Genomic DNA, 13,430 nt, shown 5'->3' on the forward strand with positions numbered 1-13,430 from the left:
TAAAACGAGACCTTCCTAAAGCCGCTCTTCGCTCTGCGCGTCGAACAGCGAGGCCATGGTAAGGTCTAGGCCGAGACGGACCTTCGTGCCGGGAGAGAACCGACGGTGGCCACCAACGCGCACGGACAGGGTATGACCGGCATGTTTGAGCCAGATCAGATTGTCGGCGCCCATCGGCTCCTCGATATCAACGATCGCTTCGTGCACCTCACCGCCAACAATATCGGCATCGACGCGCACATGTTCGGGGCGAACGCCTAGAACCACCGCGCGGCCGGCGATAAGCGGCGTCTCCGACTGATAACCGTCCAGCGAAAAGTTGACGCCGTTGGTGGTGAAAACCACCTTGCCGTCTTTTTCGATCAATTCGCCACGCAGGAAATTCATCGAGGGCGAACCGATGAAGCCGGCGACGAAGAGGTTCCGCGGCTTGTTGTAGATGGTGACGGGATCGGCCAGCTGCTGGATGACGCCGCTTTTCATGATGGCGATACGATCCGCCAGCGTCAGCGCCTCGATCTGGTCGTGCGTCACATAGATCATGGTGTTCTTCAGCGACTGGTGCAGCCGCTTGATTTCGACGCGCAGTTCCGAGCGCAGCTTGGCGTCGAGGTTGGAGAGCGGCTCATCGAACAGGAACACATCCACATCCCGCACCAGCGCCCGGCCAATCGCCACACGCTGGCGCTGGCCGCCAGAAAGCTCGGCAGGCTTGCGTTTCAAAAGCGGCTCGATCTGCAAGATGCCCGCCGCCCGTTTCACGCGCCGGTCGATCTCCTCTTTCGGTACCTTGGCGACCTGAAGGCCGAAGGACAGGTTTTTCTCCACCGTCATCTGCGGATAAAGCGCATAGGACTGGAACACCATGCCGATGCCGCGATCCTTGGGTTCTTCCCAGGTGACGTTGCGGTCCTTGATGAAGATTTGCCCGTCGGTCGGCTCCAGAAGCCCGGCAATGCAGTTGAGAAGGGTCGACTTGCCGCAGCCGGAAGAGCCGAGCAACACGAGGAATTCGCCGTCGTAAATATCGAGATTGAGGTCTTTCAGCACGGTGACGGCGCCGAAGGACAGGGAAAGATCGCGAATGGAAACGCTTTTGTTCATATAACTCAACCTTTTACTGCGCCTGCAGCAATGCCGCGGACGAAAAGCCTGCCGGAGACGAAATAGACGATCAGCGGCACAGCCCCGGTCAGAAGGGTTGCGGCCATGTTGACGTTGTATTCCTTCACGCCCTGCACGGAGTTGACGATGTTATTGAGCTGCACGGTCATCGGGTAATATTCCGGCCGCGTGAACACCACGCCGAACAGGAAGTCGTTCCAGATGCCGGTCACCTGCAGGATCATCGCCACGACGAAGATCGGCAGTGACATGGGCAGCATGATGCGGAAATAAATCTGCCAGAAATTGGCGCCATCGATACGAGCCGCCTTGAACAGTTCCTCCGGCAGCGACGCAAAATAATTGCGGAACAGCAGCGTCAGGATCGGCATGCCAAAGATGGTATGCACGATGACGAGGCCGGTCAGCGTGCCGTAAACGCCCATTTCGCGCAGCACGATGACGATCGGATAGATCATCACCTGATAGGGGATGAAGGCACCGATGATGAGGATCGAGAAGAACAGTTCCGACCCTTTGAACTTCCAGTTCGCGATGGCGTAACCGCTGACGGAAGCGACGATGATCGAGATGACGACCGACGGCACGAGGATGCGCACCGAGTTCCAGAAGCCGCGTGAAAGGCCGTCGCAATTCAAGCCCGTGCAGGCATTGGCCCAGGCCTTCACCCAGGGCTCAAAGGTGATTTCCACTGGCGGTGCGAAAATGTTGCCGAGCCGGATTTCCGGCATGCCCTTTAGCGAGGTGACGACCATCACGTAAAGCGGCAGCAGATAATAGGCGGCGGCAACGAACAGCGTGCCGTAAAGAATGATGTTGCGACGGGAAAAGGTTTTCCTCGGTTTCTTGCCGCGCGGGCCGGAAAGGTCCTGGGCAACCGCATCGCTTGCGGCGACAACCGTGTTCAATGTGCTGATATTAGCCACGCTTCTTGCCTCCGAATTCGAGGTAGGCCCATGGGATGACAATGATGGCGACGGTCAGAAGCATCATAGTCGAGGCTGCGAAGCCCTGCCCCAGATTTTGCGCCTGGAACATGTAGTCATAGACATATTTCGCCGGCACTTCGGAGGCGATGCCCGGCCCGCCGCTGGTCTGCGCCACCACCAGATCGTAGACCTTGACGATGCCGCTGGCGATGATGACGAGCGTGGTGATGAAGACCGGACGCATCATGGGAATGATGATGAGGATATAGGTCTTCCACATCGGAATGCCGTCAACGCGCGTTGCCTTCCAGATGTCCTCATCGATACCGCGAAGACCGGCCAGCATCAGGCACATGACAAGCCCCGTGCCCTGCCAGAGCGCAGCAATCAGGATACCGTAAATGACGATCTGGGAATTATAAAGCGGATCGAAGGTGAAGCTTTCCCAACCCATCGAGCGGACCACGGACTGGATGCCGAATTCCGGGTTCAGCAGCCACTGCCAGACGAGGCCGGTGACGATGAAGGACAAGGCGAAGGGATAAAGAAATATCGTGCGGAAGGTGTTTTCAAACCGGATTTTCTGATCCATCAGCGCCGCCAGCACGAAGCCGATGACGAGACTGAAGATCAGCGACAGCACGCCATATATCGCAAGATTCTGGATGGACACGATCCAGCGCGGCGCGGCCCAAAGCCGCTCATATTGGTCAAAACCGATGAAGCTCGCCCGCGGCAGAAGCTTGGAATTGGTGAAGGAATAAATCACCGTCCAGATCGTTCCGCCGAGAAAGATCACCATGGCGGTCAGGATCATGGGAATGGAGGCAATCTTGGAATTGAGATTGCGGAAAAGCTGGTTGGGACGCCCTGAGCGCGTTTGACCTGCCATGTTACCTCCTCCTGTAACGTTACAGTCAACGACCGAGCAAAAAGCCCGCCGCGTGAAACCCCGGCCAGCGCCAACTGTTCTGGCGCAAGCCGGACGTTGGAAAGGGGAGCGGTGAACCGCTCCCCGATCCGGAGAGATTACAATCAGTCAGCCGAACCGATAATGTCCGCGAAGCGCTTCTGCCCGTCTTCCGCCGACATCGAGCCCGCGAAGAACTCCGCCATCAGGTCTTCCTTCTGTTTCTGCGTATCGGCAGAAATCAGCTGGTCGGTGCTGGTCAGCGCATTGCCCTTGGCCAGAATTGCCAGACCCTTTTTCATGCAGTCATTGGCTGCATTGAGGTCGACATCGCCGCGGATCGGCAGCGAGCCTTTCTTCAGGTTAAAGGCAACCTGCGTTTTCGGATCAACAATGGTTGCGGCAAGCACGTCCTGCGCCTTGGTTTTCGCCTCGTCCTTCAAAACCGGGAAATAAAAGGCGTCGCCACCCGTGGTGAGGTATTCACTAAGACCAAGACCAGGAAGGCAGGAATAGTCCGTGCCGGCTTTCTGATTGGCGAGCTGGAATTCGCCCTGCGCCCAGTCGCCCATGATCTGGCCGCCGGCCTTGCCCGTTATCACCATATTCGTGGCCTGATTCCAGTCCTGAACATTGGTGCCCTTGGCCATGTCGCGCGCCTCGACGGCAGCCGCGAAAATCTTGGCCATCTCAGGCCCGGCTGCCGCTTCGGCATCCTTGTCGCCATAGACCTTCTGATAAAGATCTTTGCCGCCGATCGAAAGCGTCAGCGTGTCGAACAAGCCGTTCGCCTGCCATGCCTGGCCGCCCAGCGCGAGCGGCTGGATGCCGGCCTTTTTCAGCGCCGGTGCGGCTGCGACGAATTCCGTCCAGTTCTTCGGAACTTCAACGCCCGCCTTCTTGAAGGCTTCATTGGAAAGCCACAGCCATTGCCAGGAATGGATATTGACCGGTGCACAATAGATCTTGCCGTCGATGGTGCAGCTGTCGAGCAGGCTTGCAGGCTTGATCACCTCTTTCCAGTTACCCTTTGCGGCAACATCGGAAAGATCGCGCATCAGACCTGCCTGAACAAGCTCTTCAGCCTGCCGGCCATGATTGAATTGGGTGGCCCCCATCGGGTCGCCGCCGGTGATGCGGCTGATCATGATCGGCCGGGCTGTACCACCCGAACCGGCAATCGCGCCGTCCACCCATTTATTGCCGGTCGCGTCGAAAGCCTTGGCCAGTTCGGCGACGGCAGCGGCTTCGCCGCCCGATGTCCACCAATGGGTCACCTCAAGATCGGTGGCCCCGGCGATACCCGCCGGAATCATGACGCTGGCCAGAAAAGCCGCAGAAATAACACGCATTCGCATGAGTCTCCTCCCTCACTGAAACGTTGCAGTTGGAACGTATGCGAAGATTTTTGATTAGGCAACCGCCTAAAATACGAATCTCGCCACCACCGTCAGGAGGCATTTCGAACGGGCGGTAAATATGCCGAACAGCCAGGCGACACAGGGGATTGGACCGCGTAATCCACACGCAATGCCGGTCATTTACAAACCCCATGGTGAGGAAAACAGGCGAAAGAGACCATGAAACGCTGGCATATTCTTTTGATCATCGGATTGACCGGTGTCGCATCGCTTTTACTGGCAACGTTTGAGCAGCTCATCCCGGGACAGCAGGTTTCATTGGCGATGCGTCTGCTGATCCTCGTCCAGCCCGCAATCCTGACCCTTGCGGCGGTGGCGACCGGTCAGGCTCTGGCCGTGAAACTCGGGCTTGGCGCCCCGTTGATCGATAGCCTGCTGAATGGTGACAGCGCGCGCGCAGTGCTGCGAAGACAGGTGCCGCCTGCGCTTGCGGCGGGCATTGCCGTCGCCGTGTTGATGATCATCTATTCCTCGGTGATCCTGCCCCTGGTCACGGATGCGGCAACCCTGGCAAAAATGACCAGATTTGATGTCCCGCTGGCGACCCGGATTTTATATGGCGGCATCACGGAAGAGCTGCTGACCCGGTGGGGCCTGATGTCGTTTTTTGCATGGGCCCTCTGGCGCATGACGGGAAGCGGACAGATTGGACCATCCACAGTGTGGGCAGCCATCGCAATCGCCGCAGCTCTCTTTGCCGCGGGCCACCTGCCTTTTCTGTTCACGATCGCTGCTCAGCCTCAACCGGCGCTCGTCCTTGCGGTGCTGCTCGGCAATTTCGTTCCCGGCCTCATCTTCGGGTGGCTATTCTGGCGTCGGGGACTGGAAGCGGCGATGCTGTCCCACGGCTTTGCCCATTGCGTGAACGCGCTGGCCGCTTGAACCAAAAAAGCGAAGCGGACCTATGTCCGCCTCGCCTTATGTTCCCTCGGCATTGGCAACAGCTCTATTGCCTCTTGTAATCATCCTCGATGCGGATGACATCATCCTCGCCGATATAGGCTCCGGTCTGGATTTCGACCAGCTCGAGCGGTATCTGCCCCTCATTGGCAAGCCGGTGCGGCTGACCGATCGGGATATAAACCGACTGGTTTTCCGTCAGCAGCCGGGTTTCTTCGCCGATCGTCACCGTCGCGGTTCCCTTCACGACGATCCAGTGTTCCGAGCGGTGGTAATGTTTCTGGAACGAGATGCGGTGGCCGGGATCGACCGTGATGTGGCCCACCCGGTAGCGCTCGTCCACATACATATGTTCGATATAACCCCAGGGGCGGTAGACGCGCTTGTGGGTCTGCGTCTGTGGCGCGTGTTCGCTGTCCTTCAGCTTTTCTACCAGCCCCTTCACATCCTGCACCCGGTTTTTCGGCACCACCAGAACCGCATCCTTGGTGGCCACCACCACCATGTCCTTTGCACCCACCACCGTCGTCAGCAATTGCGTGGAGTGGATGAGGCAGCCTTCGGAATCGATGAAGACGCCGTTGCCTTCCAGTGCGTTGTCATTGCCGCGTTTGTCGGCAATCTCCCAGATCGCATCCCAGCTGCCAATATCCGACCAGCGGAAATGGCCGTGCACCACCGCCATGCGTTTGGTCTTCTCGATCACCGCATAGTCGATGGAGTTTTTCGGCGAAGCCTCGAAGCTTTCCTGATGCAGGCGCACGAAACCGAGGTCGCTCTCATATTGCTCGACGGCCTGCGTCACCGCCGCCAGGATTTCCGGCGCGAAGGCCTTCAGCTCGGCGATCATCACATCGGAACGGAACAGGAAGTTGCCGGAATTCCAGAGATAACCTTTTTCCAGATAGGAGATCGCCGTCTTCACATCCGGCTTCTCCACAAAGGCATCCACGGTGCTGAGGTCTTCCTCGCCGTCGATCGCCTCGCCCGGCTTGATGTAACCGTAGGAGGTACGCGGCTCGGTCGGCACGAGGCCGAAGACGACGATATTGCCCTGATCGGCGGCTTTTGCGCCGAGCTTCACGGCATCCGAAAACTTGTGGGCATCGAGCACCACATGGTCGGCGGCAAGCGCCAGCACCAGGCATCCGGGCTCGCGGCGCTCGGCCAGCACCGCGGCGGCGGCCATCGCGGCGGCGCTGTCGCGGCGGGCGGGCTCCAGCACTACCGTTGCCGGCAGATCGATCTCTTCCGCCTGGCGGCGCGCGAAGAAACGGAAATCTTCGTTGGTGATCACAAGCGGTTCGGCATAAAGGCTCTTGTCGCCCACCCGCTGCAGCGTCTGCTGATAGGTCGAAAGATTGCCGACCAGCGGCTGGAACTGCTTGGGCAACTGATCGCGCGATACCGGCCAAAGCCGGGAACCAGCACCGCCAGCAAGAAGAACCGGCGTGATCTTTCGAGATTGTTCCTTCACAATAAAACCTTTCCAACTCTAAAAATTTCCCGGCGCGCCGGACAATATACATATTTCGAAATACCGCCATCATCGGTTCACGGGCGGATAAGCGCAAGCTCATAAATTCGCCTTGTGAAAGCTTGGTGAATGGCGGCGAATTTGCCGGCAGGCCCCGTTTTCCTAACGCAGGAGGGAGAGTGAGGTTCCGCACGGAATGGCTGCTCACGCCGGCTCACGGAAAAGAAAAACCCCGGGATAACGTCCCGGGGTTCCTTTTTTCAGAATGATCAAACCAGAATCAATCCGGCAATGCATAGGCGATTACATAGTCGCCACGATCAGGCGACTGGCGTGCGCCGCCGGCCGAGATAACCACATATTGCTTGCCGGTCTTCGGAGACTTGTAGCTCATCGGACCGCCCTGGCTGCCGACCGGAAGGCGGGCCTTCCAGACTTCCTTGCCGGTCGCCGTATCGAAGGCGCGCAGATAATAATCCTGCGTGCCGGCGATGAAGACGAGACCGCCCTGCGTGGCGAGCGTGCCGCCGAGCGTCGGCATGCCGATCGGGATCGGCAGACCCATCTTGATGCCGAGCGGCCCGGTGTCCTCGACGGTACCAACAGGCACCTGCCACTTGATCTTCTGTGTCTTCATGTCGATCGCGGTCATCGTCCCATAGGGCGGAGCCTGGCAGGGAATGCCGAGAGCCGAAAGGAAACGGTTCTTGTCGACGGCATAGGGCGTACCCTTCATAGGCACGAGGCCCATGCCGGTATTGACGCTTTCGCCGCCGCTTGCCGTTGCCTTGGTGGGTGCGGCTTCCTTCATCTGAATCCAGAGGCCGAGGCGCATGTCATTGACGAAAATGGTGTTCGTCGTCGGGTCAGTCGAAAGACCGCCCCAGTTCATGCCGCCGAGCGAACCCGGGAATGACAAGGAAAGGTCCGTACCCGGCGCCGTATAAAGCCCTTCGTAGCGCATGCCCTTGAAGGCAATACGGCAAAGAAGCTGGTCGAACGGGGTGGCGCCCCACATATCCGCTTCCGTCAGGGTCTGCGCGCCGATCTCAGGCATGCCGACCGAGCGCGGCTGTGTCGGCGCATAGCGCTCGTTCGGAATATTGGCGGGCTTGACCGGAACTTCTTCAACTTTGGTCAGCGGCTGGCCGGTCGCCCGGTCGAGAACATAGATCTGCGCCGCCTTGGTGCCGAAGACCAATGCCGGAACAGTCGTTCCATCCGCTTTCGGGAAATCGATGAAGCTTGGCTGCATCGGGACATCGAAGTCCCAGAGGTCGTTATGAACTGTCTGATAGACCCACTTTTCCCGACCGGTGGTGGCATCGAGCGCCAGCATCGAAGCGCCATATTTATGGTCGAGCGGCGTGCGCGTCGCGCCATACAAATCCACCGAAGGGCTGCCGACCGGCATGAAGACGGTGTTCAGCTCCGGATCGTAGGACATGGATGCCCAGACGTTGGGCGTGGAGCGTGTGTAGGTCTGCCCTTCGGGCGGCAGTCCGGTGATGTCAGGGTTGCCGGGATCGAAGGCCCAGCGGAGCGCGCCGGTCACCACATCGAAACCGCGCATCACACCGCCGGGCATGTCCACCTGTACGTTGTCGGCGATACGACCGCCGACAACGACGGTCGTTCCCGCCAGTGTAGGCGCGGAGGTCAGCACATATTGCGGGTCCGGCGCATCGCCGAGACCGATCTTCAGATCGACACGGCCATTGGTGCCGAAGTCAGGGCAGAACGCGCCGGTGTCGGCATCAAGCGCAATCAGTTCCGCATTGATGGTGTTCATCAGAATACGGCGCTGGCAAAGCGCGCCTTCAGCCACGATTGCCGGGGTAACCGGCGTGGAACCTGGTGCGGTCGGTTGCTTCAGCGGCGCCTTGGCGTCGAAATAGGCAAGACCGCGGCAGCGCATCCAGACGGAGGATTTCGCATTGATTTCCGTCTTCCATTTCTCAGCGCCGGTATCGGCATCGAGAGCGATGACATTATTGTGCGGCGTGCAAAGGAACACGGTGTCGCCAACCTGCAGCGGCGTTTCCTGATCTTCCGCACCATTCGCGCCGGGGCTGATCGGGGTGTCACCGGTATGGTAAGTCCATGCGACTTCGAGGTTCTTGACGTTGTCACGGGTGATTTCGTCGAGCGCGACAAAGCGGCTGCCGCCGGATGTATTGCCGTAATGCTCCCAGTTCTTCTGCTCGGTTTCCGGGGTTACCGGCGTCAGCGCGGCCGCCTCACCATTGAAGGCGACGGTCGGATGCGGCACGAACATGCCAGCAAAACCGGCACCGGAAGCGATGGCGAGAATGGCGGCAATGGCGAAAGAAGTGCCATATGCCGGGGTCTTGCCTGCGGCACGGCGCAAGAGGGGATAGGAGAGCGCAACGACAGCGGCGCCGACACCTATCGCCAGAAGGCGGGAAATAAGCGGCCAGAAGTGCAATCCGGCTTCCCACACCGCCCAGACGCCGGTGAGGACGACGACGAGACCGAAGAGAAGCGCGCCCGCAGGCTTGCGCAACAGGATGAGCAGACCGGAGACTATCAGCGCGATACCCGCCGCAATGAAGTAAAGGCTGCCGCCGAGTGCCGCGAGCTGGCCGCCGCCAATGGCGAAGAACAGGCCTGCGGCTATGATGACCGCGCCGAGCACCAACAGCCATAATCTGGCTGGGAGCGATAATGAAGTTGCTGGATTACCCATGAAAGAATGTCCGGTTAGAAGAGCCGCCAAAAAGGCTGAAGCCCGATGATCGTTCAGCGCCCGGTAAAGCCGGGACAGTCCGCGGCCATTGCGGCCAGGCGAAGGTGCGCCCGAGGCGGCGCGGCTGAACGGGGAACAATAGTGGGGAAGACTTCCGTCGTGACTGTCATTTTGACCCATTCACTGCAGGTAACCGCCGGCCCCATGGACGGCGGACAAGGTGCTTGAACAAATCCTCCCCGGCTCGCATCGCCAATGCCCGCATAAGCGGCAAAGACGACCGAAACACTGGCTGCGGTATAACGTCGCCTGCGACAAGATGACAATGCGCAAGACGGGCAATTTTGATAAGCTATACTTATATCACACCAAGTCCGACAACACAAAGACCTGTCCGCCGATGGATATTCGCCAACTCACAATATTCGTGGAAGCCGCAAAGGCCAGAAACTTTCGCGCCGCCGCCCTGCAGCTTGGCATCGCCCAGCCTGCCGTGACCCAGCGCATCCGGCAGCTGGAGGAGAATCTGGGCTTCAAGCTTTTTCACCGCATCAATCGCGGTGTGGAACTCACGCCGGCCGGCCAATCCATGCTCATCGAGGCGGAAGAAATCCTTGCCCGCACCAAAGGCGCGCTGGAAAAGGCGCAGCAGATCAGGCGTGGCCAGCTCGGTACGCTGCGCATCGGTTACGGCACCAGTGTCATGGCGGAACGCAAACTGCCGGCGCTGATTACCCGCTATGGCGATGAACACCCTGATGTGACGCTTGAACTGTTGCCCGGCATGACGATGGAACAACTGATCGAGCAGGTGGCGACCCGCAAGACCGATATTGCCTTCATTCGCGCGCCCCTTCCCTCGCTGCCGCAGACCTTGCGCGCCATGCCCTTCGATCGCTCGAAACTCTGCGTCGCCTTGCCGGAACGGCACGCACTCGCCAACCGCTCGCGGATTTCGGTCGGCGATATCGTGCGCGAAAAACTGCTGCTGCCGGTTGACGAAATTGGCCTTGGTCTCAGCAGCAGCGCGCTTTCGCTTTTTGAGGATGCAGGCTGCGCGCCGGAAATCGGCATGCGCATCGCCAACGTCAATACGATCCTCGCGCTCGTGGAGGCGGGGGCGGGCATTTCCATCCTGCCGGAAACCACCGTACGTTCCGCAAGGGGCATTGCCGGCGTGCCACTGGAAAGCGCGGACGCGTGGTCCGATTGTGTGCTGGTCGTCAGGCGTGGCGCCCTCGCCCTGCATGTCGAAGCCTTCGTGAACATGGCTCGTCAAGCCTATCGGCCAAGCCTCTGACACGAAAGACAGGAATTAATCGATTGAATCGGCCACAAATTTCATCACGCTTAAATTTGCTGCACTGAACAACATTCAAGGCTTGGCAGGCGCGCGAAAAATACAATAACAACGGCTGATATTTTTACACTGATATTGACAGGAAAGCACGCTCAGCCCATGTCCGACACGACGAAACCCGCCAGCACAAGAACATCGGTTACGGATCAGGAAGCCCTGGATTTCCACGCGGAAGGCAGACCCGGGAAACTGGAAATCACCCCGACCAAACCGATGGCGACGCAGCGGGATCTGTCGCTTGCCTATTCGCCTGGCGTGGCCGTGCCGGTAAAAGCCATCGCCGAAAATCCGGCGACCGCTTACGACTATACCACGCGCGGCAACATGGTGGCGGTCATTTCCAACGGCACCGCCATCCTCGGTCTCGGCAATCTCGGCGCGCTCGCCTCCAAGCCGGTCATGGAAGGCAAGTCGGTGCTGTTCAAGCGCTTCGCCGATGTCGACTCCATCGATCTTGAGGTCGATACCGAAGACGCCGACGAATTCATCAATTGCGTGCGTTACCTCGGCCCCTCCTTCGGCGGCATCAATCTGGAAGACATCAAGGCGCCGGAATGTTTTATCATCGAAAGCCGCCTGCGCGAGCTGATGGACATTCCCGTTTTCCATGACGACCAGCACGGCACCGCCATCATCGCCGCCGCCGGCCTCATCAACGCCATCGAACTGACCGGCCGCGACTTCAAGACGACGAAACTCGTCTGCAACGGTGCCGGTGCTGCCGCCATCGCCTGCATGGACCTCATCAAGGCCATGGGTTTCAACCCTGAAAACATCACGCTCTGCGACACCAAGGGCGTGATCTACCAAGGCCGCACCGAAGGCATGAACCAGTGGAAATCCGCCCACGCGGTAAAAACCAGCAACCGCACGCTGGCCGAAGCCATGAAGGGTGCGGATGTGGTGTTCGGCCTGTCGCAGAAGGGCGCTTTCAGCGAAGAGATGATCCGCTCCATGGCGCCGAAACCGATCATTTTCGCCATGGCCAATCCGGATCCCGAAATCACCCCCGAGGAAGTCTCACGCATTCGCGACGACGCCATCATGGCGACGGGCCGTTCGGATTACCCGAACCAGGTCAACAATGTCCTCGGCTTCCCCTATATCTTCCGCGGTGCGCTCGATGTTCGCGCCAGCCAGATCAACGACGCGATGAAGATCGCTGCCGCACAGGCGCTGGCGGACCTCGCCCGCGAAGATGTGCCTGACGATGTGGCCGCCGCCTATCAGGGCAACCGCCCCCGCTTCGGATCGCAATACATCATTCCGGTTCCCTTCGATCCGCGTCTGATCTCGGCCATTCCGGTGGCTGTCGCCAAGGCTGCCATTGAAACCGGCGTCGCCCGCCGGGAACTGCCCGATCTCGACGCCTATGCCCGCGAGCTTTCCGCCCGCCGCGACCCGATGGCATCGACCACGCAGCGCCTTTACGAGCGCGTGCGCCGCTCTCCGAAACGGGTCGTTTTTGCGGAAGCCGAAGAAGAACAGGTCATGCGCGCGGCGATTTCCTTCACTGCGCAGGGCCTCGGCACCGCCATCCTGCTCGGCCGTGACGATATCATCAAGGCCAATGCGGAGCGCGCCGGCATCGATCTCGACCGCGCCAATATCGAGATCACCAACGCCCGCCTTTCCAGCCGGGTCGATGCCTATGTCGATTATCTCTATGCGCGTCTGCAGCGCGGCGGTTTCCTGCTGCGTGACGTGCAGCGCCTGGTCCACAACGACCGCAACCATTTCGCGGCCTGCATGGTGGCGATGGGTGATGCGGACGCGGTAGTGACGGGCGTTACCCGCAATTATTCGACGGCGCTCGAGGATATCCGCCGCTGCATCAACACCAAGCCCGGCCACCGCGTCATCGGCGTTTCGCTTGTCGTTTCGCGCAACCGCACCGTCTTCGTGGCCGATACCGCCGTGCATGACATGCCGAATGCGGAGGACCTTGCCGACATCGCCGAAGAAGCAGCCCACCTTGCGCGCCGTTTCGGCTACGAGCCGCGCGTTGCCATGCTTGCCTATTCCACCTTCGGCCAGCCGACCGGCGAACGCTCAGACAAGGTGCGTGAGGCCGTGAAAATCCTCGACAAGCGCAATGTCAATTTCGAGGTCGATGGCGAGATGTCGGCCGATGTGGCGCTCAACCATCACCGCATGCAGAGCCAGTATCCTTTCGCGCGCCTTTCCGGCCCGGCCAATGTGCTGGTCATGCCCGCCATCCATTCCGCCTCCATCTCCACCAAGATGCTGCAGGAACTGGGCGGCGCGACCGTCATCGGCCCGCTTCTCGTCGGCCTCGACAAGTCGGTGCAGATCACCTCGATGGGCGCGAAGGACAGCGATATCGTCAATATGGCGGCAATCGCGGCCTATAACGCCGGTCGTTGAGACGGGCCGGGACGTTCAGCACGTTTCTTCTCCCCGAGGGGGAGAAGGTGGCCCGAAGGGTCGGATGAGGGGCGGCGTTAGCGATAAACCGAGAGCTTGCCCCCCTCATCCCGCTGCCGCGGACTTCTCGCCGGCGGGGAGAAGAAACAAGCGGCATTTGCTCGCTCTCCCTGTGGCCATTTGGCCCACAGACGGCGTCTGGATTATCCT

9 protein-coding genes are annotated in these 13,430 nt (G+C 59.7%); 3 read left to right on the top strand and 6 right to left on the bottom strand.

Features of this window, described 5'->3' with window-relative positions:
• Positions 1 to 15: 15 nt before the first annotated feature.
• The 4 genes from WDZ78_RS00905 to WDZ78_RS00920 all read right to left on the bottom strand — a co-directional run bounded on the left by WDZ78_RS00905 (position 16) and on the right by WDZ78_RS00920 (position 4,322).
• Complete coding sequence (locus WDZ78_RS00905; RefSeq protein WP_425672054.1) at positions 16 to 1,104, bottom strand: ABC transporter ATP-binding protein; 1,089 nt, start codon at positions 1,102 to 1,104, stop codon at positions 16 to 18.
• 5 nt (positions 1,105 to 1,109) lie between these two features.
• Entirely contained in the window at positions 1,110 to 2,051 is a 942-nt protein-coding gene (locus WDZ78_RS00910) for a carbohydrate ABC transporter permease (protein WP_026363974.1), read from the bottom strand.
• Positions 2,044 to 2,946, bottom strand: a complete 903-nt coding sequence (locus WDZ78_RS00915; RefSeq protein WP_020011905.1) for a carbohydrate ABC transporter permease — start codon at positions 2,944 to 2,946, stop codon at positions 2,044 to 2,046. Before WDZ78_RS00915 ends, WDZ78_RS00910 begins: the two co-directional genes overlap by 8 nt.
• A gap of 143 nt (positions 2,947 to 3,089) precedes the next feature.
• Positions 3,090 to 4,322 (bottom strand): ABC transporter substrate-binding protein, encoded by a 1,233-nt coding sequence (locus WDZ78_RS00920; RefSeq protein WP_026363975.1) that lies wholly within the window; start codon positions 4,320 to 4,322, stop codon positions 3,090 to 3,092.
• Between the two features lie 222 nt (positions 4,323 to 4,544).
• Here WDZ78_RS00920 and WDZ78_RS00925 point away from each other — a divergent pair, with 222 nt between their 5' ends.
• Positions 4,545 to 5,267, top strand: coding sequence for a CPBP family glutamic-type intramembrane protease (locus tag WDZ78_RS00925; RefSeq protein WP_020011907.1), 723 nt, complete (start codon positions 4,545 to 4,547; stop codon positions 5,265 to 5,267).
• 64 nt (positions 5,268 to 5,331) lie between these two features.
• Here the strand turns inward: WDZ78_RS00925 and WDZ78_RS00930 are convergent, their stop codons facing one another.
• Positions 5,332 to 6,762 (bottom strand): mannose-1-phosphate guanylyltransferase/mannose-6-phosphate isomerase, encoded by a 1,431-nt coding sequence (locus WDZ78_RS00930; RefSeq protein ID WP_209692043.1) that lies wholly within the window; start codon positions 6,760 to 6,762, stop codon positions 5,332 to 5,334.
• Positions 6,763 to 7,042: 280 nt separating this feature from the next.
• Complete coding sequence (locus WDZ78_RS00935) at positions 7,043 to 9,472, bottom strand: glucose/quinate/shikimate family membrane-bound PQQ-dependent dehydrogenase (RefSeq protein ID WP_425672055.1); 2,430 nt, start codon at positions 9,470 to 9,472, stop codon at positions 7,043 to 7,045.
• Positions 9,473 to 9,797: 325 nt separating this feature from the next.
• Between WDZ78_RS00935 and WDZ78_RS00940 the strand changes: the two genes are divergently transcribed.
• Positions 9,798 to 10,772, top strand: a complete 975-nt coding sequence (locus tag WDZ78_RS00940; protein ID WP_425672056.1) for a LysR family transcriptional regulator — start codon at positions 9,798 to 9,800, stop codon at positions 10,770 to 10,772.
• Between the two features lie 159 nt (positions 10,773 to 10,931).
• Positions 10,932 to 13,220, top strand: coding sequence for an NADP-dependent malic enzyme (locus WDZ78_RS00945; protein ID WP_003510306.1), 2,289 nt, complete (start codon positions 10,932 to 10,934; stop codon positions 13,218 to 13,220).
• Positions 13,221 to 13,430 lie beyond the last annotated feature (210 nt).

The organism is Agrobacterium sp. M50-1, from assembly GCF_049843495.1.
Lineage (GTDB): Bacteria > Pseudomonadota > Alphaproteobacteria > Rhizobiales > Rhizobiaceae > Agrobacterium > Agrobacterium radiobacter.